The 26,894-nt window shown below is 71.0% G+C and carries 19 protein-coding genes, 1 pseudogene and 1 CRISPR repeat array; of the genes and pseudogenes, 9 read left to right on the top strand and 11 right to left on the bottom strand.

The window, feature by feature from the left end; translation table 11 throughout:
• Positions 1–185 precede the first annotated feature (185 nt).
• A CRISPR array of direct repeats spans positions 186–1,708; the repeat unit is 37 nt; unit sequence GCTGCACCGGGTCTCCGGACCCGGTGAGGATCGCAAC.
• A gap of 238 nt (positions 1,709–1,946) precedes the next feature.
• The 3 genes from ACFHW1_RS26805 to ACFHW1_RS26795 are packed head-to-tail and all read left to right on the top strand — an operon-like array spanning position 1,947 to position 5,712.
• Positions 1,947–2,540 carry a PadR family transcriptional regulator gene (locus tag ACFHW1_RS26805; protein WP_416616409.1) on the top strand — a complete coding sequence of 198 codons (594 nt, stop codon included), beginning with the start codon at positions 1,947–1,949 and terminating at the stop codon, positions 2,538–2,540.
• Complete coding sequence (locus ACFHW1_RS26800; RefSeq protein ID WP_416569317.1) at positions 2,537–3,259, top strand: ABC transporter ATP-binding protein; 723 nt, start codon at positions 2,537–2,539, stop codon at positions 3,257–3,259. The genes ACFHW1_RS26805 and ACFHW1_RS26800 overlap by 4 nt, the downstream gene beginning before the upstream one ends.
• Positions 3,256–5,712: an FtsX-like permease family protein gene (locus tag ACFHW1_RS26795; protein WP_416569318.1), complete on the top strand. Its 2,457-nt coding sequence runs from the start codon at positions 3,256–3,258 to the stop codon at positions 5,710–5,712. The genes ACFHW1_RS26800 and ACFHW1_RS26795 overlap by 4 nt, the downstream gene beginning before the upstream one ends.
• Positions 5,713–5,719: 7 nt before the next feature.
• On the opposite strand, the gene ACFHW1_RS26790 is transcribed toward ACFHW1_RS26795, so the two are convergent.
• From ACFHW1_RS26790 to ACFHW1_RS26770, 5 genes are all read right to left on the bottom strand, one after another.
• A complete protein-coding gene (locus ACFHW1_RS26790; protein ID WP_416569336.1) occupies positions 5,720–6,577 on the bottom strand; it encodes a YybH family protein in 858 nt (285 codons plus the stop codon).
• A 25-nt stretch (positions 6,578–6,602) separates the two neighbouring features.
• Positions 6,603–7,640: a sigma-70 family RNA polymerase sigma factor gene (locus tag ACFHW1_RS26785; RefSeq protein ID WP_416569319.1), complete on the bottom strand. Its 1,038-nt coding sequence runs from the start codon at positions 7,638–7,640 to the stop codon at positions 6,603–6,605.
• A 40-nt stretch (positions 7,641–7,680) separates the two neighbouring features.
• Positions 7,681–8,325: a hypothetical protein gene (locus ACFHW1_RS26780; protein ID WP_416569320.1), complete on the bottom strand. Its 645-nt coding sequence runs from the start codon at positions 8,323–8,325 to the stop codon at positions 7,681–7,683.
• A gap of 75 nt (positions 8,326–8,400) precedes the next feature.
• The gene (locus ACFHW1_RS26775; protein ID WP_416569321.1) at positions 8,401–8,820 is read right to left on the bottom strand and encodes a hypothetical protein; all 420 of its coding nucleotides are present in this window, start codon (positions 8,818–8,820) and stop codon (positions 8,401–8,403) included.
• 385 nt (positions 8,821–9,205) lie between these two features.
• Positions 9,206–9,706 (bottom strand): hypothetical protein, encoded by a 501-nt coding sequence (locus tag ACFHW1_RS26770; RefSeq protein WP_416569322.1) that lies wholly within the window; start codon positions 9,704–9,706, stop codon positions 9,206–9,208.
• Between the two features lie 124 nt (positions 9,707–9,830).
• Between ACFHW1_RS26770 and ACFHW1_RS26765 the strand changes: the two genes are divergently transcribed.
• From ACFHW1_RS26765 to fxsT, 3 genes are read left to right on the top strand one after another with little or no spacing between them, the layout of a single operon-like run.
• Positions 9,831–10,268, top strand: coding sequence for a hypothetical protein (locus ACFHW1_RS26765; RefSeq protein ID WP_416556852.1), 438 nt, complete (start codon positions 9,831–9,833; stop codon positions 10,266–10,268).
• A gap of 42 nt (positions 10,269–10,310) precedes the next feature.
• Complete coding sequence (locus ACFHW1_RS26760) at positions 10,311–11,912, top strand: effector-associated domain 2-containing protein (protein WP_416616407.1); 1,602 nt, start codon at positions 10,311–10,313, stop codon at positions 11,910–11,912.
• Positions 11,913–11,970: 58 nt separating this feature from the next.
• The gene (fxsT, locus tag ACFHW1_RS26755; RefSeq protein ID WP_416616405.1) at positions 11,971–15,897 is read left to right on the top strand and encodes an FxSxx-COOH system tetratricopeptide repeat protein; all 3,927 of its coding nucleotides are present in this window, start codon (positions 11,971–11,973) and stop codon (positions 15,895–15,897) included.
• A 46-nt stretch (positions 15,898–15,943) separates the two neighbouring features.
• Here the strand turns inward: fxsT and ACFHW1_RS26750 are convergent, their stop codons facing one another.
• From ACFHW1_RS26750 to ACFHW1_RS26740, 3 genes are all read right to left on the bottom strand, one after another.
• Positions 15,944–17,845 (bottom strand): aKG-HExxH-type peptide beta-hydroxylase, encoded by a 1,902-nt coding sequence (locus ACFHW1_RS26750; protein WP_416591820.1) that lies wholly within the window; start codon positions 17,843–17,845, stop codon positions 15,944–15,946.
• Entirely contained in the window at positions 17,842–18,102 is a 261-nt protein-coding gene (locus ACFHW1_RS26745) for a hypothetical protein (RefSeq protein ID WP_416556856.1), read from the bottom strand. Before ACFHW1_RS26745 ends, ACFHW1_RS26750 begins: the two co-directional genes overlap by 4 nt.
• A 73-nt stretch (positions 18,103–18,175) precedes the next feature.
• On the bottom strand, positions 18,176–19,297 hold the full coding sequence (locus tag ACFHW1_RS26740) for an effector-associated domain 2-containing protein (protein WP_416616403.1): 1,122 nt from the start codon (positions 19,295–19,297) through the stop codon (positions 18,176–18,178).
• A gap of 428 nt (positions 19,298–19,725) precedes the next feature.
• On the opposite strand from ACFHW1_RS26740, the gene ACFHW1_RS26735 reads away from it, so the two are divergent.
• Entirely contained in the window at positions 19,726–20,817 is a 1,092-nt protein-coding gene (locus ACFHW1_RS26735; RefSeq protein ID WP_416569337.1) for a PHB depolymerase family esterase, read from the top strand.
• A gap of 318 nt (positions 20,818–21,135) precedes the next feature.
• On the opposite strand, the gene ACFHW1_RS26730 is transcribed toward ACFHW1_RS26735, so the two are convergent.
• Positions 21,136–22,443: a cytochrome P450 gene (locus ACFHW1_RS26730; protein ID WP_416556858.1), complete on the bottom strand. Its 1,308-nt coding sequence runs from the start codon at positions 22,441–22,443 to the stop codon at positions 21,136–21,138.
• A 331-nt stretch (positions 22,444–22,774) separates the two neighbouring features.
• Entirely contained in the window at positions 22,775–23,518 is a 744-nt protein-coding gene (locus ACFHW1_RS26725) for a hypothetical protein (protein WP_416616401.1), read from the bottom strand.
• 81 nt (positions 23,519–23,599) lie between these two features.
• On the opposite strand from ACFHW1_RS26725, the gene ACFHW1_RS26720 reads away from it, so the two are divergent.
• The gene (locus ACFHW1_RS26720; protein WP_416556860.1) at positions 23,600–23,926 is read left to right on the top strand and encodes a sensor histidine kinase; all 327 of its coding nucleotides are present in this window, start codon (positions 23,600–23,602) and stop codon (positions 23,924–23,926) included.
• A pseudogene (locus ACFHW1_RS26715) lies at positions 23,923–24,665 on the top strand (response regulator transcription factor). Before ACFHW1_RS26720 ends, ACFHW1_RS26715 begins: the two are co-directional and overlap by 4 nt.
• Before the next feature lie 147 nt (positions 24,666–24,812).
• On the opposite strand, the gene ACFHW1_RS26710 reads toward ACFHW1_RS26715, so the two are convergent.
• Positions 24,813–26,507, bottom strand: coding sequence for a S8 family serine peptidase (locus ACFHW1_RS26710; protein WP_416616399.1), 1,695 nt, complete (start codon positions 26,505–26,507; stop codon positions 24,813–24,815).
• Positions 26,508–26,894 lie beyond the last annotated feature (387 nt).

Raw genomic sequence — 26,894 nt, 5'->3', positions numbered from 1 at the left:
CCGCCCGGACCAGCACCCGCACGGCGCGTCACGAGGCAAACGTTCCCTGACACGGCACTAGGAACCTCCGGTGGGCACCAAACCCCGGGAGGTTCCGAACCAGAATATCGGGCAAAAATCCCGTATCGGCCTCGTGGCTGGCCGGAAGTCAAGCGATTGTCTTCTATTTTCACAGCTCGCGAGCCGCTGCACCGGGTCTCCGGACCCGGTGAGGATCGCAACCCCGGGGTCGGCTGGCAGCCCTACCGGGGCACCTACCACAGCTGCACCGGGTCTCCGGACCCGGTGAGGATCGCAACGCCCTGCTCACGGCGGCGGTGATGGCCCGATGAGCGCACGCTGCACCGGGTCTCCGGACCCGGTGAGGATCGCAACTTGCCGTGCTCACGCACCGCCGCGGCGTACTCGGTCTGGCTGCACCGGGTCTCCGGACCCGGTGAGGATCGCAACACCGCGTCGTCGACCGGCACGCAGTCGATCGTGGTGACGCTGCACCGGGTCTCCGGACCCGGTGAGGATCGCAACACGCACATCGAGCCGGTGGACGGCGTGGATGCCGACTGCTGCACCGGGTCTCCGGACCCGGTGAGGATCGCAACTCGGCCAGATAGAACTCAAACTCCATCTACGGATCAGCTGCACCGGGTCTCCGGACCCGGTGAGGATCGCAACGCGATCAACGGAGCGAGGCAATGACCATTCACCGCGCGTAGCTGCACCGGGTCTCCGGACCCGGTGAGGATCGCAACGTCGCCCGGGCACTGCGTGGCACCCCGGTCCCGGTGTCGCTGCACCGGGTCTCCGGACCCGGTGAGGATCGCAACGATGCTCGCCACCGCAGCAGGCTATGTCCCCTTGGGGAGCTGCACCGGGTCTCCGGACCCGGTGAGGATCGCAACGACCCCACCACCGGCACCGCCGAACAGACCCTGATCTGGCTGCACCGGGTCTCCGGACCCGGTGAGGATCGCAACGCCTGTGCGATCGCCGCCCGGTCGTCGACGGCGCAGGCTGCACCGGGTCTCCGGACCCGGTGAGGATCGCAACCCGTCGTCGTCGGGGTACGAGGCGATGACCGGCTGGTGCTGCACCGGGTCTCCGGACCCGGTGAGGATCGCAACTGGCAACGAATCGGCTTGCGCCCGATCACCTTAAACAGCTGCACCGGGTCTCCGGACCCGGTGAGGATCGCAACCAGACCACTCCCGCGCAGCTTGCCAACATGCGCGGGCTGCACCGGGTCTCCGGACCCGGTGAGGATCGCAACCCGCCAGTACGCTCCAACTCGATCTTGCAGTAGACGGCTGCACCGGGTCTCCGGACCCGGTGAGGATCGCAACGTGGGTGAGCCGAGACAGGACGGCTCGTAGCTCGGCGGGCTGCACCGGGTCTCCGGACCCGGTGAGGATCGCAACCAGGGCGGAGGCGGCGAGGTCTCCGCAGATGATGCAGCTGCACCGGGTCTCCGGACCCGGTGAGGATCGCAACACGGGTTGGAGCATCCCGCCTTCGGTGGTGCCGCCGCTGCACCGGGTCTCCGGACCCGGTGAGGATCGCAACTACCTCGTCGTCCTCGGCGTCGCCCTCGCCGGGGCGGCTGCACCGGGTCTCCGGACCCGGTGAGGATCGCAACTGCGGCCCTGCGGTCCCGCATCCGCCGGGCCGCCGGGCGCTGCACCGGGTCTCCGGACCCGGTGCAGCTCGCAGCGTACGCGGGAAGGCTCTTGCAGGTCAGCGTTTGCCCCGTTTGGCGGCCACGAGAAGAGCGGCGATGACTGCTGTGGTACCGCCGGCGCACAGTAGACCGGTGAGCAGCAGTACGGCCAGATGCCAGGGCTTCAGCGCATGCATGACACGTCACCGTACCGGGTGGAGACACGAGGCGTGTACCGCCGCATCTAGGGGGAGTGCTTACTGGGTAACTACTTACTTGGTAGGGTGTCCGCATGCAGCGAACTGCGGTGCGGTGGGGGCTACTGGCTCTCTTCGCCGACGGCCCCAAGTACGGCTACCAGCTCAGGACCGAGTTCGACGCCCGCACCGGCGGCAGCTGGGCGGTGAACGTTGGACAGATCTACACCACGCTGGACCGTCTCGCTCGGGACGGCGATGTCGCTCCGGTTGGGACCAACGAGGACGGCTGGGACATGTTCGCGATCACCGAGCAGGGTCGGCGAGCTCTGGAGAGCTGGTACGTCACTCCGATCACCGAAACCGACCGCCCGCGCAGTGAACTGGCCATCAAGCTGGCGATGGCGGCGGTCGACCCGCACGTCGACATCGCACTCGTGGTGCAGAAGCAGCGAACCGAGTCGATGCGCCAGATGCGTGACTACACCGATCTGCGCCAGCGGGCCGACGCAGATGACGATCTCACCTGGACGCTGCTGCTGGACCACCTGATCTTCGGCCTGGAGAGCGAGATCCGGTGGCTCGACCACGCCGAGGCGACGACCCTGCGCCGCCGGCACGACCGGCCCCCGACCGGGCCGCGCCTGGTCGCGACCGAGCAGCCGATGCCCGAGCGGGCGCAGCGATGAGCGGCCCGGTGCTGCGACTCACCGACGTGGAGCGGGTGTACCAGGCCGGTGAGGTGTCCGTACGAGCGTTGGCGGGTGTCAGCCTGTCGGTCAGGCCGGGTGAGCTGGTCGCGGTGATGGGGCCGTCCGGGTCCGGCAAGTCGACGCTTCTCGCCGTCGCGGGTGGTCTCGACACGCCCACCGCCGGCTCGGTCGAGGTCGAAGGGGTGCAGCTCGGCGGTCTCGACCCGACTGCGGTTGCGCATCTGCGGCGGGACCGGATCGGCTACGTGTTCCAGGACTACAACCTGGTGACCGACCTGACTGCGGCTGAGAACGTCGCCCTGCCGCTGGAGCTGGCCGGTGCCGGTGTGCGGTCGGCGCGGTCGGCGGCGGTCGCCGCGCTGGACGAGGTCGGCCTGGCCGCTGAAGCCGACCGTTTCCCTGATCAGCTTTCCGGCGGGCAGCAGCAGCGGGTGGCGATCGCCCGGGCGTTGGTCGGCGGGCGGCGGCTGGTGCTGGCGGACGAGCCGACCGGTGCTCTGGACTCGCAGACCAGCATCGCCGTGCTGAAGGTGCTGCGGGCGCGGATCGACGCCGGTGCGGCGGGCGTGCTGGTCACCCACGAGGCGAGGTACGCCGGTTGGGCGGACCGGACCATCTTCGTCCGCGACGGGCGTCTCGTCGACGCGACGCCGGATCGCGACGATCCTCGGCGACTGCTTGGTGAGTCGTCATGATCGGCGCCGCTCTGGTCGGCCCGTCGCGGGTGGCGCTGCGCCTCGCCCGTCGTTCGGCGCTGCGTCACCGGGGGCGCAGCGTACTCGTGCTGCTGATGCTGTTCATCCCCGCGTACGCCGGCACGATCCTGACCGCGAGCTGGAGCAACCTTGGCGGCACGTCGGCGCAGGAGATCACCTTTACGCTGGGCGGTGCGGATCTGATCGTCGGGTCGGGTGACCTCGCGGCGGTCGAAGCCACCCTGCCGCCCGGCAGCGACACCACCGGGTTGATCCAGGCCAGTACGGTGCTGCGGACCCCGGCCGGGCTGCGGGCACAGGAGTACGAAGCGACGGATCCGGCGCATCCGGCCAACGACGGCCGGTACGTGGTGCGGTCCGGGCGGGCACCGGACGGCTCCGCCGAGGTGGCTGTGACCCGGCGGCTGGCGGCGGATCTAGGGCTGCGGCTGGGTAGCTCGGTCACCGCTGGGATGCCGCAGCGGGAGCTCACCGTCGTCGGCGTCGTCGACTGGAGCCGGTCGCTGCGTACGTCGGGGCTGCTCGTCCCGCACGGGTTTCCGCTCTCGTCGGCGCCCGGAAAGCTGATGGTGCGGCTGCCCGACGGCGACGAATGGATGCCGCCACGAATGGACGCCGGGTCCGGCAACCTCTCGGTGCTGTCCAGGGAGCGGATGGCCCCGACCGCCGGGGAACGCCGGCTCGAGGCTGCGGCGGCGTTGCTCGTGGTGACGTTCGCGGGCGCGCAGGTCGTGCTGCTCGTCGGGGCGGCGTTCCTGGTCGGGGCGGCGCGTCAGCGTCGGGAGCTGGCTCTGGTCTCCGCCGCTGGTGCGACGCCCCGGCAGGTCACCTGGATCGTCGTCGCTGGCGGGCTGCTGCTCGGTGTCGTGGCCGCGTTCGCAGCGGTGCTCCTGGGGCTGGCGACGTTCGCCGCTGCTGCCCCGCTGATCGAACAGGTCGCCAACCATCCGCTGATCGACGTGTCGCTTCCGGCCGGTCGGCTGCTGGGCGTCGTCGGCGTCACGCTGTGCATCGCGATGCTGGCCACGCTGCTGCCGGCCCGCGCCGTCCGGCAAGGCTCGGTCCGTGGCGCCCTCGGCGGCCAGCGGGACACGTCGAAGGTCGATGGCCTCGGCGCGGTGGCTGGGCTGGCGCTCCTTGTCGTGGGGATTGTGGCGTTGCTGGTCTCCGGCAACCCACAAGGGCGGCCGCAGGTGCTTGCCGCTGGCGGCGTCGCGCTGTTGCTCGGCGTGGTCGCCGGCACGCCGACGCTGGTGCGGATGAGCGGCCGAGTCGCTGGTCTGCTTCCCATGCCGTCACGGCTGGCGTTGCGCCATGCTGCCCGGCATCGGCTCCGTACGGCTGCGGCCGTTGCCGCGGTGACCGCCGCGGTCGCCGGCAGCGTCGCACTTGCCCTGGCGGGCGCGGCTCGCGGCGAGGTGACCCCGAGCCGACTCGACGCCCGTCCCGGCCAGGTGCTGGTCCCAGTGGACGCGGCGGAGAAGCTGGGGCCGGACGGTCTGCGACGGGTCGCCGGTGCCCTGCCGAGCCGTGCCACGGTCACGGTGATCACCGCTACGGACCTGCAGGCCAACGTTGCCCACCACGATCTGCCGGCCGGCCCGACCGCGACGGTGTCCGTCGCCGCCGAGCAGCGGGACGTGGCCGTCGGCGGGGCGGAGGTCGTCCAGTTGGTGACCGGCCGGCCCGCCACCCGGCCCGAGCGGGAGGCGCTCGACCGAGGTGACGCGGTCGCGTTCAACGACACACTGGTGACGCCCGATGACCGTGTCGCGCTGTCGTCGGACGGCCAAGGGCTCACGCTGTTGCCAGCCGTCGTTGCCAGCCGGTCGGAGTACTACGCGAGGCTTCCCGGCCTGGTGATCGCGCCGGAGACCGCGCAGCGGATCGGCCTGGACACCAGGGTCCGGCTCGTTGTGGTGGACACGACGCGGATGCCGGATGAGCAGGAGCTGGCTGCGGCGAACTCGATCCTGCTCGCGGCGCAGCTCACCGCCGCCGAACCGCCGGCGTCGCCGGTCACCGTCGACGCCGTGCCGGCGGACGACCAGTCGTCGCGTGAGGTGGGCGTGATGTTCTACCTCTTGGCGACGGTGAGTGTCCTGGTCACCGTCGTGGCTAGCACCGTGGCGGTCGGACTGGCGTCGGTGGAGCTGCGGCCGGACCTGGCGACCATGGCTGCGGTCGGCGCCGCTCCCCGCGTCCGCCGACGCATCACGACAGCTCAAGCGTGGCTTATCGTCGGGGTCGGCACCGCGCTCGGCCTGCTTTCCGGGATCGGTCCGGCGGCGGCTTACGTCAGTTTCAGCACCGAGCTTCATTGGCACGTACCGTGGCTGGCGCTGTCGGCCATCGTGCTCGGGCCGCCTCTGCTTGCCGTGATTATGGCAGGTCGCCTCGTCCTCGGCGAGCCGTCCTTTAGGGCTGGTTGATGAGTCGTCACACGCCGTGCAGGTCGGTGCGGGCGGCGCCGGTCGACGGGTCGTAGGGGTACGAAAGGTGCTGGTGGACCATCCGCCACGCGCCGTCGCGGCGTCGGAAGACGCGGGTCCCGCGCGACCAGCTGTCGAAGGGCGTCGCTTCGGCCGGCTCCAACCGGACGCGGTTGAGCCCCCAGGTGACCGCGAGGTCGCCGTCGACCATGACCGTCAGGTCCGGGACGGTCCAGGTGACGGTGCCGTCGCCAGCTGCGTCGAGACCGGCCCGGCACACCTCGCGTACGGCGTCGATGCCGACGTACCGCAGAGGTTGCTCGTGCTCGTAGGAGACGACGTCGTCGGCGATCGGGGCCGTCAGCCGGTCGAGGTCCCTCGCCGTGGTGGCGTCGAACCAGTCCTGGTGCAGCTGGCGTAGGTCCTGTTCGGCTTGGGCCGCGCCCTGATCCGGGGCCGCGTCCTGGGCCGAGCGCTGCGGGGTGGTGTCGGCCAGTGGGAAGGAATGGTGCTCGTGGGCGACGATCCACCGGCCGTTCTGCCTGCGCAGGCCGAGGGTCAGTCGCAGCCGGACGTCCGGCTGCTCGGCGAGGCTCGCCTGGGTGCCGCAGCGCAGCAGCGCGTACGCGAAAGCGACGTCGTCGCCTGCGGTGACCTCCAGCGATTCGATCTCGAACACCCCACCTCCGCTGGCCAGCCACTGGAAGAAGGGCGGCCAGCTCTCCCGGTAGGCGTCGATGCCGCGTACCCCCTGCTGCGGTGGTGGGACGTCGAACATCACGATGTCGTCGGCGTGGTCGGCCAGGACGGCGGCAAGGTCGCGGCGCTGGACCGCCGCCGTCCAACGTCCGATCAGCGTACGGATCTGTTCTTCGGTGGTGGCCGATCGGTCAGCCGGTCAGCTGGGCCGGCAGGCCGAAGGTCGGGAAGTCGGCGTCGAGAAACGAGACCACCTCGGCGACCTGCTGTCCGCGTAGCGTGAGCACGTCCAGGCCGGCGGGGACGTACGCGTCCCGGTCGTCGTTCCACAGGTACGTGCCGAAGGCGAGTTGCCCGTTGGCCCGGGTCGGCAGGAACCGCCAGCGGTGCCGCAGCACCACGTCGACCAGGAAGGGCCGGATCGCGTCGCGTCCGTCGTACCAGGTGGTCATCGGCGGCATCGAGTAGCGTGCGTCCTCGGTCAGCATCGCCACGATGGTGTCGACGTCGTTCGCCTGCCAGGCGGCCGCGTACCGTCGGGCGAGCTCGCGCTGTGCGGCGTCGCCGAGCGCGGCCAGGGTCCGCTGCTGGCTGGCGGCCGGTCGCAGTTGGGCGACGGCTCTGCGGGCGCGTTGCAGTGCGCTGTTGACGGCGGGGACGGTCGTGTCCAGCAGGTCGGCGACGTCGCTGGCGGGGTAGGCGAGTACGTCGCGGAGCAGCAGGACCGCCCGCTGCGTGGCCGACAGGTGTTGCAGGGCCGCGACGAACGCCAGCTCGACGCTTTCCTGGGCGATGATCTGCGCTTCCGGGCTGCGCGACGCCGTCGGTCCGGCCGGCTGGTCCGGGTACGGACCCAGCCACACCGTCTCGGCCAGGGGTGCCCCCTGCGTGCTCAGGTCGGTGGGGAGTTCCCGCCGGCCGCGACGCTCGATAATGGTCAGAGCCCGGTTCGTGGCAATCTTGTACAGCCAGGGCCGGATCGACCCGTCCCGGTCCTCGAACCGGTCCAGGCTGCGCCACGCCCGGTCGAAGGTGTCCTGGACCGTGTCGTCGGCGTCGTGCACCGAGCCGAGCATCCGGTAGCAGTAGGCGTGTAGTTCGTCGCGGAGCGGGCCGACGAGGTGGCCGAAGGCGGTGCCGTCGCCGGCGCGTGCCGCGGTCAAAAGCTGCGGTACGTCGGTCCCACTCGTCTGATCCGGGCTGCTCACCCGGTTTCCTGCCTCGCTCATCTGCGAAACGGTACGCGTCGGCTGTACCCGATGTTCGTGCTCAGGGGTCGAGATGGCTGGCTGTTTCGTCGATCAGCGCGTCCGCCAGGTCGTGCAGGAGCGTGACCGCCTCTGTGGTTTCCCCGGTGGGGGCCACCGCGCCTGTGTACACCATCAGCACCAGGTTTTCGTGGCGGACGAGGTGGGTGACGTCGAGCTGCGAGGCGGCGATGTCACCGAGGGTGAAGTCATCGGGATCCAGCACCAGTGCCGTCTGGAGCGTTTTGCCGCTGTCGCCCCACCAACCGGTCAGTTCGGCGGTGGCAGGGTTCGGCCCGGTCTCCTCCGGTAGGTCGATGTAGTTCGCGACGTCCTGATCGTAGGCCTGCACCGCACCCGCCACGTCGTGGTAGACGCGGACCTGTACCGCGCCGGACGGCTGGAATTCGCCGAGTGCGGTGGCGAAGCGTTCGTCGGGTGCGATGGCGCCGAAGTCGCATCGCTCCCGCCAGTAGGTGCGCTCCGTGCGATAGTCCGAGCCGTCCTCATGGGAGGGGGCGAGGTCCAGAGCGATCCCCTCGAACACCGCCTCGAACTGCAGCCGGGAGCACAGGTCTTCAGGGATCTGCCCGTACCGCGGATTCGAGTCGGGCGGTGGTGTCGGGCCGCCGGCACCGCACCCGGCAGCGACGACCACGAGCGCCACCGCGACGATGCCGCGCCGGAGCCGACCGGTACGTAGACGCATGGCAGTCCTCCAGGGTCGTCGTGTCGAATGCCGTCAGGGTAGGTAGAAATCGTTGCCGTCGACGCCGGACACGATGTTGGGCTCGACCGGGATGAGCCTGTCATCCTCGTCGCCGCTTCGGAGCGAGTCGACGCGGTCGAGCGCTTCCTGGGTCACTTCCCGCAGGGCTGCGTGCTGATCGCTGTCGTTCTCGACGATTTGCCCGATCGCGTCCGAGACTGAGGCGAGCAGGTCAGCGGCGGTGCTGCCCTGCAGATTCAGCGCCGCCCAGCCGCCGTCCGGGATGGTGGTCGCGGCGATGCTCACGCCACCCGCGACAACGCCCGAACTCGCCACCCACAGGCCACCGACGGTCGCCGTCGCGCCACCGAGGATCCCGCCGAATACCGTCGCTGCACCGCCGGCGAGGATCAGAATGTTGCGTAGCGATTCCTGCCGTGCCAGCTCCGCCATGCTCTGGGCAAGTTACGGTGGCCGCCCACGTCGCAGCCTCACTGGCCAACGTCCGAAGATGTTCCTCGACCTCCTCCTTGCGGCTGTCGTGCCATGGCAGGCGTACGTAGTCCGCCGGTACGTGGTAAATCTTCGTGAAGGGAAACGTGGCACCGAGACGGACTTCGATGTAGTGCGTGCCGGGGCCGACCGGTGTCTGATGCCACCAGCTGGCTTTCTCTACCTCAAGGAAGGCCATCGCGGTGTCGATGTAGCGGAGTTCGGCGAAGTAGCCCTGGATTTCCGGGAGCTTGCGGTAGAACTCCCGCGGGTTGTAGGTGATCGAAGGCTCGCTCATGAAATTCCCTCACGATCGCGAGTGTGTGTCGGAGCAGGGCTCGATCATCTAAATGCCACCGACGCGTTCGTCATGACTCGGTCTGCTCGGCGGGGGATCGTGCACCCCGGGTAGTTCAGGGATGTGCGGCGGCGAGGTGCCGTACTCCTCGGCGTTGTCGTCCAGCAGCCGGGAGAATCCGTCAGCGGCCAGCTTGTCGGTGGCGGCGTACGAGTCGGCGATGTCCACGAGCGCCGCACCGACCTCCTGCATGCGCAGGCAGGTCTGACGGAACACGTCGTGCGCCTCGTCCCGCAACTCCATCAGCCGCAGGTGCGCCGGATGCATTCCGAGCCCCGGCCGATCGAACTGCGTCTCCAACCCATCGACGATGCCGTGCATCCGCCTCGTCAGCCTGGCGTAGACAGAGGCAATCTCCGGAAGCTCGTTCCGGCCGGCCCGGTACAGGTAGTACAGGTGCGCTCCGAGGCGTCGACCGGCACCGACATCACCGAGGCTGTTGTCGCCGGTGTAGTCCGGCCGCCAGTCTGGCTCGGTCGGGTCGGGCATCGCGGCCCTCCGCCCGATCGTTGCAAACAGTGACGGTCATGTTTATGCGATCTGTTGTAGCAGTGCCGCTCCACTGGATCGGTCCGGGGTCGGCTGGTTCGCGTGGTCCACATACCATCGACATATGCTCTCCGAGGAATCCGTCGTCACCGTGCCCGCGGATGCCGGTCCGGGGCCGGTGGCCGGCACCGACGTGGTGTTTCTGCCGCAGGGGTTCGACCACGGCACACCGGTCTACCCGGCGCACACGACCCAGTTGGTTGACCAGTTGACCGCGCAGGGAGTCACCGCGCGTACCTGGCATCCGGCGGCGGAGTCCGAGTTCCTGTCCACCCGGGGCCCGGTTGCCGACACGTTGCTGCAGATCGCGGTCGGCATCGCGTCGTCGGCCGGCTGGTACGCGATCCAGTCGATGCTGCGCAGCCGCTCCGGCCCGCTGCGGGTGATCGCCGTGTTTGAGCAGGACGGTCAGCGGCGGCGGGCGGAACTGGCCGGTGACGCGGACGACGTGGTCCGTGCGCTGGAGACATTGGACCCGTTCGGGCCGGGACGGCTCGATTGATCCGGGGCGGGTCGGCCCGGTGCAGGCGGAACGGCCGGCCCGATGTTGGACCCAAGTGACGTCGAGCGGCGGGTGCCGTCCCCGCAGGGGGCGGAGCGTCGCCGGATCATCGCCGAGGTAGCCGGTCTGCTCGAGGAGTCGGACGTGGTCCGGGATCCGAGCAGCCGCCAGGTGCTGCTGCGGCTGGTCGAGGAGGCGTTCGGCGGGCCGCTGCGGCTGCGTGACCTGGCGGTGTTACGGCCGCAGTTGGTGGACCTGGTGACGGCCTGCATCGACCGTACCGGCGGGCTGCGGCTGCTCGCCGAGTGTCTCGAGCTACTGGAGCCGGCCGGCGCGCGGACCCTGACGCTGCTCCAGCTGTCCGACGAGTGGCAGGTGTTCGAGCAGTTCGCCGATCACGATCTGGGTTGGCTGCGGGGTGACCTGTCCGAGTTGCGGGTGACGGCGCGGTGGCGTCGGTTCGTGGTCGAGTGCCGGCAGGAGCCGCCGCCGGAGCACTGCACCTCGCTGTGGCATCTGTTCGCCCATCTGGCGGTGGCGCCGTCGAGTGTCGGTGTGGCGGGCGACGGAACGGGGTTTGGCGGGGTGCCGCACTGGTTGCGGCTGCTCGGTCGGCTCGAGGACAGCGTGCCGGCCGAGGCGCGGCAGCGGCTGCGCCAGCTGATTCGGGCCCTGGCCGATGAGTGGGACGTGCCGGAGGACGCCCTCGTCGGGGTGGGTGGGACCCGCTTCGGCCGGTCGCCCGTCGCGGCGGTCGCCACCGCCGCCACCGCCGCCACCGCCGCCGCCGTGGCGGACGGTGCCGTCGGCCCCGCGACGGCTTACCTGGTCATCCAGTTCGAGAAGTACGGCGGTGACGACGACACGTTCATCATGTCCCACTGGTATCAGTGGGCGTCGCCGACCTGGGCACCGGTGCGGGGTGAGCATCGCCGAGTGCGCTACGGCGACCTGGAGGCTGCGGTCGACGAGGTGCTGTCGGAGACGGAGCGGCGCTGGGCGCACCAGGCGGGGCCGGTGACGATTGAGATAGTCCTGCCGTGGCAGTTGCTCAACGAGCCGGTCGACACCTGGCGCAAGGAACTTCGGTCGCCGGTGCCGAGCCCGTTGGTGGTGGAGTATCCACTGGTGATCCGCTCGTTGGAGCGGCTGCGTTCCCCCGAGTGGCATCGGCGGTGGCGGGTGCGCTGGCGTGGCGTTGCTGCGGACGGCGGGTCTTCTCGGATATTCTGCGCCGCGCCTGATCAGGTCGACGCCCAACTGGAGGCGTTGCTGACGGGTGACGAGGCGGCGGTCGTTCTGGTGTTGAGCGATTCGCCGTTGCCGGACAGCGCGGCCGAGCGGCAACTGCTTGTCGGCGTACGGTCCGGTGTCCCAGCCATCGTCTGGCACCGTGATCCGGTGTTGGCCGTTGAGCTGTGCCGGGTGCTGCGATCGATGGTCGAGTCGGCGAATGGGTTCGCCGGGGGGATGGCGCAGCTGCCCATGCATGTCGCAAAGTTGAGGAAGTCGGCCTGGGGTGAGGATCCGTCTGCTTCGGGCCGGCACGTCGGGCACGGCTTTGTGATCTTGTGGGACGATCCGCTGCGGCAGCCCGGACAGCCTGGCTCAGCCGGCGACGACTTGGGAGAGGTCCGCGAATGAGCGGAGACGGTCACCGGGGGACGGTCGGCGGCACCATCCGCCCCGGTGGTGCTCCATGATGGATTCGTTGTCGTCGCGTGGGTCGGCCTTTGCGGTCCGTCCGACCCTGCCCGAGCCGGCCCGGCAGTTGGAGATCGCCGGTCGTCGTGAGGTCCTCGTCGTCATCGACGACGATCCGGTGATGGAGTTCTGGTCCGACGAGTTCGCCGACTTCCTGGCGATGCTGCGCGAGCAGGAGTGCTTCGCCTCGGTGTCGGTCCGGTCCGTGGTGGTCGCCGACGGCGCGGTGCGCTGGCGTGACGCCCCGCACGCCCCGCTGACGGTGCCGTCGGGTGACGGCGGGCCGCCGGTGGTCTTCCTGGTGACGCACGGCCGGTCGCCGGCCTGGACCACCGGGCTGATCTTCCCGGTGCTGGTCGGCTGGGCGGCGTTGGCGGCGTTGGCCGTGGTCAACGTGCTGCCGCAGCAGCACTGGTACGACCGGGGAATGGATACCGCCGAAGTGCTGTGGACCCCGGCCAGCGCCCGGCTACCGACCGCCGAGCGTCCATGGCGGACCAGCGTGCCGGACCCGTGGTCGGCGGCGGAGCCCGGCGGGCCGGAGCGGACCGCGGTGCCGGTGATCCAGCGCGGCGGTGACTGGCTGTCGCGGTGGGGGCGGCTGCTGGCCGGGCCGACGGCCGGTACGGTGCGGATGCCGGCGCTGCTGGTGAATTTGTCGGACCGGGTCCCGGGAGCGGTGCGCGTACCGCGCCTGGCACAGTCGGGGCTGAGGGCGACCGAGCTGGTCGCCCGGTTCCGGGCCAAGGCGTCGCCCCGGGCGTTCGCGTTGGCGACCCGGCTCTCCGCCGCTCCGCTGACCTCGCGGATCATCCGGGCGGTGCAGCGCACCGCCGGTCGGCTCGGCCCGACGCACCTGACCGAGGTGTTGACTAGCGACCTGTTGCGGCCGGTGCGGCACGGCGGTGGTACGTCCGGCGATGACACCCGGCTGCGGTACGAGTTCCGCCACGGGGTTCGTGACCAACTGCTGGCGTCGAGCTACCGGGACCGCATCATCGAGGTCCAGTACACCGTGGAGAGTGAGCTCGGCCGGGACATCGAGGCGGTGCGGAACTTGACCCGTCGGGTCCGCAGCCCCCGCGAGGCCACGTACCCCCGGGTGACCCCGGCCTCCGAGCCGTTTCTGCGGGTCGAGTTGGCGGTGCACCTGTCGTTGGGCGGCCCGAACCTGGTCGCCGCCGAACGGCTTGGTTGGGCGTTGGGTTCGCCGGTCCGGGCCCGCAGATCCCGCTATCCGGCGACGAATTCGCAAGCGAGTCATACAGGTATGGAGCCGACGATGTCTGACATAATGGCGTCGCCGGGAGCGTCCTTCCCGTTCGGCGCCCGGCAGCAGACGCCCCACCCCGGACCCGACCCAGAAGGGAGTGCGGTGTCTCCGACCGGCAGTGTCATCCCGCCGACCACCGCTGTCCTGCGCACCCAGCGACGCGACCAGCAGCCGGCCGTCGTCGGCAACCTGCCGCCGCGCAACGCCAACTTCACCGGCCGGCGGGCGCTGCTCGACACGCTGCACCAGCGGCTGCGCGCCGGCACCACCGCGGTGCTGCCCGAGGCGGTGCACGGTGCCGGCGGTGTCGGCAAGTCCCAACTGGTCGTCGAGTACGTCTACCAGCACCAGCAGGACTTCGACCTGATCTGGTGGATCTCCGCCGAGCGTCCGGCGCAGATCCAGTCCGCACTCGCCGAGCTCGCCAGCCGGCTCGACCTGCAGGTGCCGACGACAGCGAACACCGCCGTGCCGGCGGTGCTCGACGCGCTGCGCATCGGCCGCCCGTACGCCAACTGGCTGCTGGTGTTCGACAACGCCGAGGACCCCGACGACGTGGAACGGTTCTTCCCCCGGGGTGGGCCGGGCAGCATCGTGGTCACCTCGCGCGACCCCCGGTGGGGCCAGATCGCCAGCGGCCTGCCGGTCGACGTGTTCGACCGGCAGGAGAGCATCGAGCTGCTCCGCCGCCGTGGCCCGGACCTTCTGGTCAGCGACGCGGAGCGGCTCGCCGCCGCGCTGGGTGACCTGCCGCTGGCCATCGAGCAGGCAGCGGCCTGGCGCGCGGAGACGACGATGACCGCCGACGAGTACCTGCAGCTGCTGCGCGACAGCCAACCCGACGTCGACGACGTGACCGAGGTGGAGCAGGACTACCCGCCGCTGGTCGCTGCCGCCTGGCACATCTCCCTCAACGGGCTGCGGGAGCGGGACCCGTCGGCGCTGCGTCTGCTGCAGGTCTGCGCGTTCTTCGCGTCCGAGCCGATCAATCGGTCGCTGCTGTCCAAGCCCCGGTTGCAGATCCACCCCGACCTGGATCCGCTGGTGCGCAGCCCGATCCGGCTCAAGCAGGCGATTCGGACCATCGGCCGGTTGTCGTTGGCCCGCATCGACCACCGGACCAACTCGTTGCAGATGCACCGGCTGGTCCAGCGGGTGCTGATCCACCAGATGAGCGAGCAGGACCGCAAGGACCTGCGGCACAGCGCCCACCTGCTGCTCGCCGGCAACGACCCGGACGAGCCGGACGACGCCGACCACTGGCCCCGCTACGCCGAGCTGTATCCGCACATCGTCGCGTCCGGCGCGGAGACCTGCCGTAACGAGCTGGTCCGGGACATGGTGCTCAACGAGGCGAAGTACCTGTGGCGTTGGGGCGACCACATCGGTGCCCGCGACCTCGCCCAGCGGGCGTACCGGTCGTGGATCGACCGGGGTGACGACACCGACCCGGACAGTCTGCGGATGGCGACCTGGCTCGGGTTCATGTATTTCGTCGTCGGCGACTACGCCGCCGCCGCGAAGTTGAACGCCCGGACGTTGCAGCTGTACCGGCAGACGGTCGGCGACACCGAGGAGGAGACGCTCGACGCGCTCGGTGCGGTCGCCGCCGACCATCGCGTCGCCGGTGACTTCGACGGGGCGTTGGAGCGGTCGATCACCGTCTACGAGCAGTCCAAGCGCAACTTCGGTGACGAGGAGCCGTTCACGCTGCGGGCCGCGCACAACCTCGCGGTCAGCATGCGGCTGTCCGGGCTGTTCGGTCGGGCGCTGCAGCTCGACGAGCAGACCTACGAACAGTTGGTGCACATCTACGGCACCGACCACCCGGTCAGCCTGAACACCCTCGGCGGTATCAACCTGGACCGGCGTGAGCTGGGTGACTACGTGACGGCACACGCCAGCCAGGAGAACCTGGTCGCCGACGCCCGCCGGGTGCTCAAGTACGACGACCATCCGGACCTGGTCCGGCAGAGTCACCAGCTGGCCGGCTTCCGGCGTAAGGCCGGCCAGCACCATGAGGCGCTGGACCTGTCCACCGATGCGCTGCGGCGGTTCCGCATCCGCTACGGCGACGACCACCCGGACAGTGTGCTGGCCAACCTGACCGTCTCGATCGACCTGCGGGTCACCGGCGACCTGCGGGCTGCGCGGCAGGCCGGTGAGGCCGCCGTGCAGGGTCTGCGGGCGCTCTACGGCGAGGACCACCCGCACACCGCGGGGGCGCAGGTCGACCTGGCGGTGACGTTGCGCCTGCTCGGTGAGCACGAGCAGGCCCGCGAGGTGGCCGATGAGGGCCTGCGCCGGCTCACTCAGCGGCTCGGGGGCAGCCACGCCCTGGTGTTCGCCGCCCGGGTCAACCTGGCCAGCGCCTTGTACGAACTTGGTGAGTACGAGGCGGCGCGGGCGCTCGACGCGGAGACGTTCGACAGCTGTACGGAGCAGCTCGGTCCCGGCCATCCGATCACGTTGGCCTGCGGGTTCAACCTCGCGATGGATCTGCGCGGGCTCGGCCAGGACTCCCAGGCGAGTCTGCTGTTCGACGACATCGTCGACCGGTTCCGGTCGACGTTCGGCGAGCTGCATCCGGCGACGGCGGCAGCGGCGGCCGGGGTGCGGGCCAACTGCGATATCGATCCGCTGCCGCTGTGACCTGCCCCGGCGGGTTCGCTCCGGAACTGTACGGCCGGACCCGGATTCAGCGGCGGGTCCGGTTCAGAAGCAGCCAGCCGGCCGGATCCGCCGGCCGGTGCGCGTCGGCGGGCAGTCCGGCACCGACCCAGGCCGCCAGCTCGACCGGATCGGGTACGTCGACCGGGGCGCCCCGGCGGGCGGCATGCCGCAGCGTCTCCATCACCAGTTCCGGCCGGTGCAGCAGGGCCCGCGCCGCCGGATGCGTCGACCCGTCCGGCCAGGTCAGTCCCAGCCCGATCCAGCTGTGCGCCGCCGTTGTCCCGGCCGCCAGATCGGCTGCCAGCTGCCGCAGGTAGCCGGCGCGGGCCCGGTCGGCGTCGCCGCCGACCAGTGCGACGTCGGCGGCGGTCGCGCCGGTGACCAGGCCGGTTACGGTGTCCGTGGCGGCGGTCAGTCGGTCGAAGCCGGCCGGGTCGGTCAGCCGGTGGCGGGTCAGCACCGCGCGGGCGTCGAACCAGGCCCGGTCGGGGCGGGTCAGCGTGGCCGGCCGGCCGTCCCGGGCGTCCGCCAGGCAGGCCGGCAACGGCCGTCGGCCGGCCCAGGCGGCGGCCAGCTCGGTCCGTGCGGCGGCGTCGAGCCGCAGGTTGTGCGCCCGCCACAGCGCCCGGTGGTCGACGGCCATCCGGTCGGCCAACCGTTGCGGGCCGGCCGGTACCTGCTCGGTCTCGAACGTGGCGACCGTGTCGTGCAGGATTTCGACGAACCGGGTGCCGTGCCCGGTCAGCCGGCCCGAGTCGAGCAGTGACCGCACCGCGTGCCGGGTCTGGCGACGCCAGAGCGCGAACTCGAAGTTGGCCAACGCGACCTGCCCGGCCGGGGCGTGCCGCCGGTGCACCCGCCAGAAGTCGGTGATCCCGGCGAACGCGTACACCCCCTGCAGCAGCCCGGCGACAGGGCGCGGGTCGTCGCGCCATGGTGCGTAGAACCGCCGGTCGGGATCGTCGTTCACCAGGGTCAGCAGATGGGCCAGCGCGCCCAGTTTGTGGTGCTGGATCTCGTGTACCAGCGTCATCGCCAGCTGGGTGGCGTCGTCCGGTTCGGACAGCAGAATGGTGCCGAAGGCTTCCGCGCCGGAGGCGGACAGTTGGCGGAACCGTTCCCGGGCCGGCAACGGCGCGACGGTCCGCAGGATCGCCGCGACCGTCCGGGCGCGCTGCGGCTGCTGCCGTACCAGCAGCTCCCAGGCCTGCTGGAGCTGGGCCTGCCAGCGGCGCACCTGGTCGGTGCTCAGCGGTGCCGGCGCTGCCGGTCCGCGCAGGTCCCGGTAGACGTCCCGATCGAGCAGTTCCACCCGCAGGTCGATCCCGCCAGCGGTGGCGACCAGCCGGACCGGCGGATGCCAGTGGGGGTCGCCGGGGCCGACCGGGTCGGTGCCGCCCGCGGTGACCGTGACCGTGCCGGCGGCTGCGACCACCTGTACCCGCTCGATCCGCGGGGGGAGTTCCACGGCGGCGACGGTGGGCAGCGCGAGGTGGCCGTGGCGGGCCGGGACCACGAGGTCGAAGCTGAGCCCGGCGCGGACCGCAGCGGCGGCGGCCAGCGAGTGCAGGTAGCCGACGTCGACCCAGAGCGGCGGGTCGCCGGACCCTGCCGAGGTGAGCCGGCGCAGGGTGTGCGCCACCCAGATGCCGACCTGCGGTTGGGCGACGACCTCCTCGGTGGCGTCCGGGTCGGCGCGGTCGGCACGGACCAGCAGTTGCCACGCGGTGTCGACACCGGACAGCGGGCCGGCGGCGTCGGTGCGGCGCGCGACGGCGTCCACCAGTGCGCGCAGCGCGGTCAGCCGCCAGCTACGTTCGGAGCCGCGCAGGGCTGCTGCGGTCCGTTCGTCGCCGCCGGTGCTGGCCAGTTGCCGGAAGTCGTCGACGGCGATTGCGTGGGTGGGTGCCGCCGCCCGGCCCGTCAACCGATCCGGTCTTCCGCCAGGGGGTCGGCTCCGGTGGCCCGACCGGCGAACGATCCGCTGTAGCCGCTGATGCTGCCCTCGGCGTCGGCGATCCGCTGCCGTACCCGGACCATCGCGGCGGTCATGTCGGAGTCGTCGACGCCGCGCAGCGTCGCCACGTCTACCGTCGACAGATCGAGCATCTCGGACTCGATACCGGCCGGGGTGCTGTCCATCAGCGGTAGCCCTTCACGAAAGGTGACGGTCGATGTCCTCATCATCGCTTATCCCCGCACGGCAACGGAAGCGCCGGGGCGCATGCGTCACAGCGCCGGCGTCGACCGGCGGTAGCTACCCGGCGAGCCGCCGGACCGTCTCGGCGAGGTGGTCGACGGCAGCGTCGTCGCTGGTGAAGAAGCGTACGGCGGCGACGAGTTCGGACAGTCCGGTGGCGTGGTGCAGGCAGCCTCGGACGATGCTGACGGCGTCGATCCGGGTCGCTGGGTTGCGCCGGATCGAGGCGTACACCGACGGGGGCAGCAGAGACAGAATTTCCTCGCGGTCGTTCGGCCGGCGGAACTCCGGAATCTCCAACAGCGCGTCCACCACCGCGCCGATCGCCGCCGTTGACGGCCGCACCAACCTCTCGACGGGCTTGCGCGACCCGCCCGGGTCCGCCGCCAGCAGCAGACCTTCGTCGCCGGACGCGTCGCGGTACCACAGGTAGGTGGGGGTCTGCCCGGTCAGACCGTCGGCCCGTAGCGTGGTGAACCGGGCCCGCAGCCGCTCCGCGAGCCGTTGCGGGTCGGCCAGCGCCGTGAGGCCGTCGGCGTCCATCAACCGCAGCAGCTCCCGGCTGAACAGGCCGGTCCGCTGCCGGTCCAGGTTGGCGGCGGGTTGGCCGGCGGCGGCGGCGAACAGCACGTCCTGGCTGCGTCCGGCGACCGGGTCGCCGATCGGGAAGGTCTCGTGCCCGTCGATCCGGCGCGGCCGGGCCGGGCCGTGCGTCTGGCAGACATCGACCAGCCACAGCTGCCGGTGCAGCGCCGCGACGAGGTCCGAGGCGTACGTCGCCAGCAGCGAGTCCAGGTCGAGGTTGACGGCGTCGGCGTCGGTGGCGTCGGCGTAGTACAGCCGGCGTCGCCGACGCGGGTCGACGAAGCCGTGGCCGCCCCAGTAGACGTACAGTTCCCGCGCGGAGCTGGCAGGCAGCTCGCGCAGCAGCAGTTGGCGGACGGTGGCGCGGTCGGCGGGTCGCCGCCGTACCCCAGCCGGCAGGTCGTCGGCCGGGGGTGCCGGGCCGGTGAGCAGGTCCACGTTCCCGGTGGGTACGCCGTGGGCGACGAAGAACCGTGCGATCCGGACGGCGTCGTCGACCGGCCCGGTCAGGGTCCAGCCGTCGCCGGCCTGGTAGGCGCCGACGCCGACGGCGACCACGCGGACGTCGGGGCGCTGCGGCCCGGTCGTGGTCACCGTCCGACGGTACGGGTCGCCGACCCGGCTTGCGTCGTCTGGTCACCGGCTCCGGCTCCGGCTCCGGCTCCGAGGCCCAGGCCGAGGTCCGTTCCTAGGCCTGGGGCAGGGCTGAAACCGGGGCCCGGGTTGTAGCCGGGGCCGGGGCCGGCTGGCTGGACTCCTGCCAACAGATCGCCGGTGGTGTGGGCCCGCACGTCGTCGGGGGCCGCGTCACCGGCGAAGCGGGTTCCTGGCAACGACCCGAAATTGCGATCGAGCTGTATCGATTCACTTGTCTGTCCGGCGGGAACACCAAGTGCCACACGTTGCCGTGCGAAGGCCGGGCGGGGCAGGGCCGGACGTCCCGCCGGCCGGCACACGACAGGGGACAGCGCACGACAGGAAGGAGTCAGGTGCATGAGAGTCAGACGAAACTGCTGCTCGGCATGGCGATGTCGCTGGTCGCCGCCGGCCTGGTCGTCCCGGCGCTCCGGCCGGCGTACGCGGCGTCGTTGGTCCAGGTGACCAACTTCGGTAACAACCCGGGCGGGATGCAGATGCACGTCTACGTGCCGGACGGCCGTCCGGCGAACCCGGCGATCGTCGTGGCGATGCACGGCTGCGGCGGATCCGGGCCCGGCTTCTACTCCGGCAGTGAGTTCGCCTCACTGTCCGACCGGTACGGCTTCATTGTGATCTACCCGACCGCCACCCAGCAGGCCGGCTTCGGCAACTGCTTCGACGTCTGGTCCGAGGCGGCGAAGCGGCGGGGCGGCGGCAGCGACCCGGTGTCGATCATGTCGATGGTCCAGTACGCCCAGCAGCAGTACGGTGGCGACCCCAACCGGGTGTACGCCACCGGCAGTTCGTCCGGCGGCATGATGACCAATCACATGCTGGCCGTCTACCCGGATGTGTTCAAGGCCGGGTCGGCCTTCATGGGAGTTCCGTACAACTGTTTCGCCAACGCGGCGGACTATCCGCCGTGGAGCAGTCAGTGCACCGGCGGCAACATGAACCGAACACCGCAGCAGTGGGGTGACCGCCGCCAGTTCGCTGACAGCTCCGGCATCGTCCAGGTCGAGGCGTACAGCATCCAGGGCGCCGGCCACAGCCTGCCGAGCGGCGGCATGGCCGCCGTTGCCATCGAGTTCTTCGGGTTGACCTCGACCCCACCGCCGACGACCGCACCGCCACCGACGACGGCTCCGCCACCCGCCGGTGCCTGCCGGGTCGCGGCCACCATCACCGCCTGGAACAACGGGCTGACCGGGAACTTCCGGATCACCAACACCGGTTCCAGCGCCGTCAACGGCTGGTCGCTGTTCTTCACCCTGCCCGGTGGGCAGACCATCACCGGGGGCTGGAACGCCAGCTACTCACCGAGTTCGGGGCAGGTGACGGCCCGCAACATGTCCTACGACGCCAGTATCCCGGTCAACGGCTCGGTGGACATCGGCTTCCAGGCCACCCACACCGGCAACGCCGGGGCGCCGAGCTCGTTCACCCTCAACGGTGCCGCCTGCACGGTCAGCTGACCAGCGGCTCCAACGCCGGTCCGGACAGGCTGGAACACCGGTCCGGACCGGCGGACAGGGAGAGTCCCCGGGCACCACCGAACGGTGATGCCCGGGGACTCTGTCCCGCAGTAGTCGTCGACGTCGACCTCGACGTCCGGCGGGTTCGGTCTACTCGTAGTGGTAGGGCCAGTACATGTACCGGCCGCTGACCCGCTTCCTGCCGGCCAGTCGGGCGGCCAGGTGGCGCAGTGTCCGCATGGCTACCTCCTCGCTCGATCGAGGTGAGTGATTCTTATGACCATTGCACACCGGTTGCCTTGATGCAACGGAATGTGATCACGACTTTCCGTCGACAAAACGGGCCAGCAGGCCGGCCGGTGCGAGCCGGCCGGCGAACCGCAGCCGGATGGCGGCGGCGTTCGACGACTCCACCGAACCGCGCTGGGCCAGCCGGGAGACGGTGAGGGTGAGCTGGCGCATGGTCAACGCCGTACCGATGCAGACCCGGGGCCCGGCGCCGAAGGGCAGGAACGCCGCCCCCGGTGCCGGCCGACCGGCGGCCCACCGGCCGGGGTCGAACTCGTCGGGCCGCTGCCACCACCGTGGATCCCGGTGGATCAGGTAGGCGCCGATCAGCACCTCGTCGCCGGGTCGCAGCGTCCACGGACCCAACCCGGTGGTCGTACGGGCGGTCCGCGTCATCAGCCACGCCGGCGGATACAGCCGCAGCGCCTCGTTGACCACGGCCTCGGCCAGCGGTAGCCGGGCCGCCGGCGGCGGGTCGCCGGACCCGGCCGGCCCGCCCGCCTCCGCCCGCAGCGCGGCGACAAGCTCCGGTCGGCCGGCGAGTTCCCAGACCAGCGAGGTCAGCGCGGCGGCCGGCACGCCGTGTCCGCCGAGCAGGACCGGGCGCAGCGTCGACACGACCGCCCGGTCCGGCATGGCCGGCCGGGCGGCCAGCAGCACGTCCAGCAGGTCCGGTGTGGACGTGCCGGCCTTGCTGGACGTGCCGGCCCGACGGCGTCGCACCACCGACAGCAGGGCGTCGGTGAACGCGCGGTGCGCGCGGAAGAACCGACGGTTGCGGCGCACCGGCAGCCAGGCCGCGAACCCGTACTTCGCGGTCTCGAACGGCGCGGTGGCGGCGACGCCCTCGGCGAGCAGCTCCGGGAACCCTGTGGCGTCCACGCCAAAGCAATAATCGGCGATCGTCGCGGCGGCGTACCGTCGCATCATCGCCAGCACGTCGGTTTCCCGGCCGGCGGCCGCGTCGAGGGCCGCGTCGAGGATCTCGACGGTACGCCCGTCGGAGGCGGTGCTGGCCTGCCGGTCGAGACCGGCCCACGCGGCCCGCCGGGCCGGCATCCAGGCCTCGGCCCGCTCGGCGGCCCGGTCGAGATCGGGCCGGGCGTCGAACGGGGCCAGTTCGGGCAGGAACGCGTTGCCCGGCCGGGTGAGCACGTCGTGGGCCAGCTCCGGGTCGATCACGAACACGGTGCGGTCGTCGAAGGTGAACACGTCGCCGTACTCGCGGTGATTGCGCTCGATGAAGCCGATCCGGTCGGCCTCGTAGGCCGGGGTGTTGCCGGTGAGCCAGTGCCCGCGCGGCCCCGGTGGCCGGTCGCCCTGCTTCAACGGTGCCATCTGCGACTCCTAACCGAGTGCAGGACCCCGCTACCGAGGTCCTGCCTTCTTCCCGGTGTCCGACGGGCTGTCTACGCCTGGTGGTAGTACCACCACTCGTACCGGCCGCTGATCCGTCTCCTGCCCACCAGTCGGGCTGCCAGGTGCCGCAACATCCGCATGTCCACCTCCTCGATCGGATTAGGTGAATGCTCTTCCTGATCGTGTCACCTGAGGATGCCGCACACAACGCCATCGCAGCGGAACAGCTTGTTGCGCCTGCTCGGATGGTGCCGGCGGGATGCCGGAACCGTCGTCGGCGAGGCCAGGCGTGGTCAGGTTCGGTGCGGCCTCAGACGTCGCGTCGAAGGGAGACCGTCGCCGCCACCGTGCCAACGACCCCGATCCAGCCGAGCAGGACGATCAGCCCGGTCACCAGTTCCGGCACGGCGACCGCAGCAGCGTCCGATACTCCGGCCAGCAGCCGACCGGCCCGCTCCGGCAGGACACCGGCGACGCCGGTGAACCCGGCCAGCACCGGGCAGACCACGAACACCAGCCCGAGCGTCACGGCCAACCCTGGTAGGACTCCGCGCAGCGCGACCGCGACGGCGTGGCCGAGCAGCCCGACCAGGACCAGATGGCCGGCCGCGCCGACCGACGTCTGCACAGCAGCCCACCCGACCGGCCGCCCGGCACCGGCGATCCAACCGGTCGTCAGGCCGGCGCCCAGCACCGCCGTGGCGGTGAGCGCGGCGACAAACAGGTGCGCCGCCGCCCGACCGGCGAGCACTGCCCGCCGATCCGGGCAGGCGACCAGGGCGGTCCGCAGCAGGCCGCCGGCGTACTCGGCCGCGCCGCCGAGGACCCCGATGATGATCGGGCCCGCCTGCAGGATGGGAACCGCCCGGCAGATCAGGGCCACGGCGTCGACATCCGCCGGCCCGCCCTCGCCGGTCGACTGGGCCGTGGCGACCGTGGTGGCGACGACGGCGACCGCCGTGCCGGCCGTCCCGCCGACCGTGGCGACGACACCCGGCAGCGTCCGCAGCTTGACCAGCTCGGCCGCGACGACGTCGCCGAAACCGCCGGTCACACGTCGCGCCGATGGAGTACCCCGTCGCTGGGCGACCTGCCGGGGATCGTCGACGCGGCCCGGGATGGTGGGCTGCCCGCCGTGCTCGACCTGGCAGAGCTGGGCACAGTCTCGCCCGGGGTGCAGCTGGCGGTGTGTGCGGTGGTCCGGGAAGGACTCGGCAAGACCGCCCGGCACGCCGGGCCGACCGACGTCCGGGTCAGGGTGCACCGCGACGGGGACGCGGTGGTCGCCAGCGTCCGTGACGGCGGACCCGTTGCCGGGTGGTGCCCGCAGCCCGGTGCCGGCCACGGGCTGACCGGGCTACGCGAGCGGGCGGACGCCCTCGGCGGGTCGCTGCACGCCGGTCCGGTCGGTTCCGGGTTCCACCTGGTGGCGCGGCTACCCGAGCCTGGGGCGGCGGGGTGACGCCGGCGCGCCGGCCGGTGCGGGTCCTGGTCGCCGACGATCAACCGTTGCTGCGGCACAGCCTCGCCATCGTGATCGACAGCGTCGACGACCTGGTGGTGGTCGGTGCGGCCGCCACCGGCGCGGACGCGGTGACCCTCACACGGCAGCTGCGCCCGGACGTCGTCCTGATGGACGTCCGGATGCCCGGCGGGGACGGCATCGCCGCCACTCGCGCGATCACCGGCGACGGCACGCTGCGCGTCGTGCGGGTGGTGGTGCTCACCATGTTCGAGCTCGACGAGTACGTGTACGGAGCGTTGCGTGCCGGCGCGAGCGGATCCCTGCTCAAGGACACCCACCCGGACCGGCTGCTCGACGCCGTCCGGCGGATCCACGCGGGGGAGTCGTCGTTCGCTCCCAGCGTCCTGGCCCGGATTCTGAAGCACTACGTGGACCGTGCCGACCGGCGCGCCGGGCGTCGGACGCCCACCCTCGACGGCTCACCGACCGGGAAAAGCAGGTGCTGGTCCAGGTCGCCGAGGGGTCGTCCAATGACGACATCGCGCAGGTACTGGCCATTTCGGTGAAGACCGTCAAGACTCACATCGGCAACCTGCTGGCCAAGCTGGCCGCCCGGGACCGGGCACAGCTGGTGATCGCGGCGTACGAGAGCGGCCTGGTCCACCCGCGACCTGCGCCCATCATGGACGATGACTGCGGCCCCGAGGAAGGTCGGCGGCTTCTGACGAGTCCTTGAGCCTGACGATTCCGCTGGTATGACGAGAAGGGCCGGATGAATTCGGCGATGTCACGCGACGTCGACCGGTGGCGCTGCGGAACCGGTTGTGGCCGGCGGCCGGAGTGGGCGTGATCATCCCACCCCGGCCGTCCGGACCGGACGTCCTCAGTGGTGATGCAGCGGCCGGGTGACCGCGGCGAAGGCGTCGACGATGCCGTGGCCGTAGAAGCCGTTGAAGCTGGTGCCGCCGTCGCAGTAGGCATCCCATTCGGGGGACCGGCCCTCGTCGGCGTAGGACACCAGGCGCGGCTCGGGGCAGGCCGTGTCGGCGGCGGTCCGGTACAGGTGCCGTTCCACCTTGTCCGGGTCCAGGGTCAGCCCGCCCCGGCGTCCGTCGCGCTTGCCGTACCGGCTGACGATCAGCGCCGCCACCCCGGAGACGTGCGGTGACGCCATCGAGGTGCCCTGCAGGTAGGTGTAGTATCCGCACACCCCGGCCGACGTGCATTCCTTGAACACGTACGACTCGGCGTCCGGCACGATGTTGCCGTCGGCGTCGACCACACCCTCCTCCTGCAGCACGTGCAGCGGGTACGACGACAGGATGGTGTTGTCGTAGGTCCGGTGGGTCGGCGTGCCGTAGCCGTCGCGGAACCAGCCGCCGGGCGCGGCGACCGAGATTTCCTCGGTGCCGTAGTTGGAGTAGTCCGCCTTGGCCTTTGACGGGCCGAGCGCCGACACACCGATCACGTGCGCGCCTTCGACCGGCAGGTCCCAGCAGGTGTCGTTGTCGATGGTGCGCAGCCGGGGGGTGCCGCCGTAGTTGGGGCTGGACGAGTCCGGGCGGGGGTCGCCCAGGTCCTCGTGGTTGTTGCCGAGCGAGCCGACCAGGGTGACGCCCCGCTTGTGCGCGTACCGCAGTGCCCGGTTGACCGCCTCGATGGTGGCCCGCTGCGACGCCTGCTCCTCGGCGGAGTCGGCCGGGTTGTCCAGGCAGTTGTACAGCCACGGGTCGATGTAGAACGACATGTTGACCACGTCGATGCCGGCGTCACCGGCGTAGACCAGGGCGTTGACCACCGAGTCGAGGAAGAAGTAGCCGGAGTCCTGGCCGCCCTTGAGCGCCACCAGCGTAACGTTGGGGGCGACGCCGGACAGGCCGAAGCGGTTCGCGGCGGCGCCGATGGTCCCGGCGACGTGGGTGCCGTGGCCGCTGTCGTCCCGGTCGACCGGGTCCAGGCAGGACTCGGCCTCGCAGGGGCCGTCGATGTCTGGGATGTCGGGGGCGAAGTTGCGCGACAGCGAGTAGCTGAAGTTGGGCCGGATGTCCGGGTGCTGCCCGTCGACGCCGGTGTCCAGGATGCCGACGGTGACCCGCCGGTCGCCCGGCTCGACCCGGCGTGACTTGTCCGCCCGCATCATCGGCAGGCCCCACAGCTTGTCGTCCAGCGGGTCCATCCGGGTGCCGCGCCGCCCGGCCGCCCCGGCGGATGCCGCGCCGGCGATGCGGTGCTCCTGCTCCACCGCGTCGAAGCGCTGGCGTGGCGCGTACCCGATGGCCCGCTTCTCCGCCGCGCCGAGCAGCGCGGGAGCGGCGGCGACCTTGGCGGCGAATCCGGCGTCGTCGGTGACGACCTGGTACATGCCCACGTCGATGGTGCTGCCGGTGACGGTGCCGCCGGCGGCCTCGATGGCCGCTGTCGCCTCGGCGGTGCCGGTGCCGGCCTCGGCGACCACCGTGTACTCGGCGACGTCGCCCGAGGCGCCGGGGGCGGCGGCGGCCGGTCCGGCCGGTACGGCGCCCAGCAGGGCCAGCGCGGTCGCGGTCGCGACGGCGCCGGCGGTGAAGCGTTTGCTCACCACATCGTTCCTCTCGTGGAGTGTGCTGGTTTCACACTGAAGTTGGACGGCGACTCTTCGCGGTCTCGGGGGGTACTGTACCGCCGGTTGATCTCGAGTCGGACCGCCAGTTCGGCCGAAGTGGTTCGTGAAATCCTCGCTGGACACTTTGTGAGATGAGCGCCGCCATGCCTCGATGGTCGACAGTGGCTTAGACAAACTTATTGTCCTAACCCGAGACGTACTCGTCGGTGGTGTAGATCGTGATCGACTCCGGGTGGCCAAGGTGGTGTTCGGATGAGCATGCGCCATCCGCCCTGATAGATATTTCCTGGCGGCTCGATGTTGTCCGGGTCGCCGTGAGAAGTGGTGAGTCGGTTGACTATGCTCCCCGTCTGATTCGGCAAT

The organism is Micromonospora sp. LOL_014, assembly GCF_048060245.1.
In the GTDB taxonomy this organism is placed as follows: Bacteria; Actinomycetota; Actinomycetes; order Mycobacteriales; family Micromonosporaceae; genus Micromonospora_E.
The sequence above is the reverse complement of the archived record's forward strand: the minus strand, read 5'-3'. Positions and strand labels throughout refer to the sequence as shown.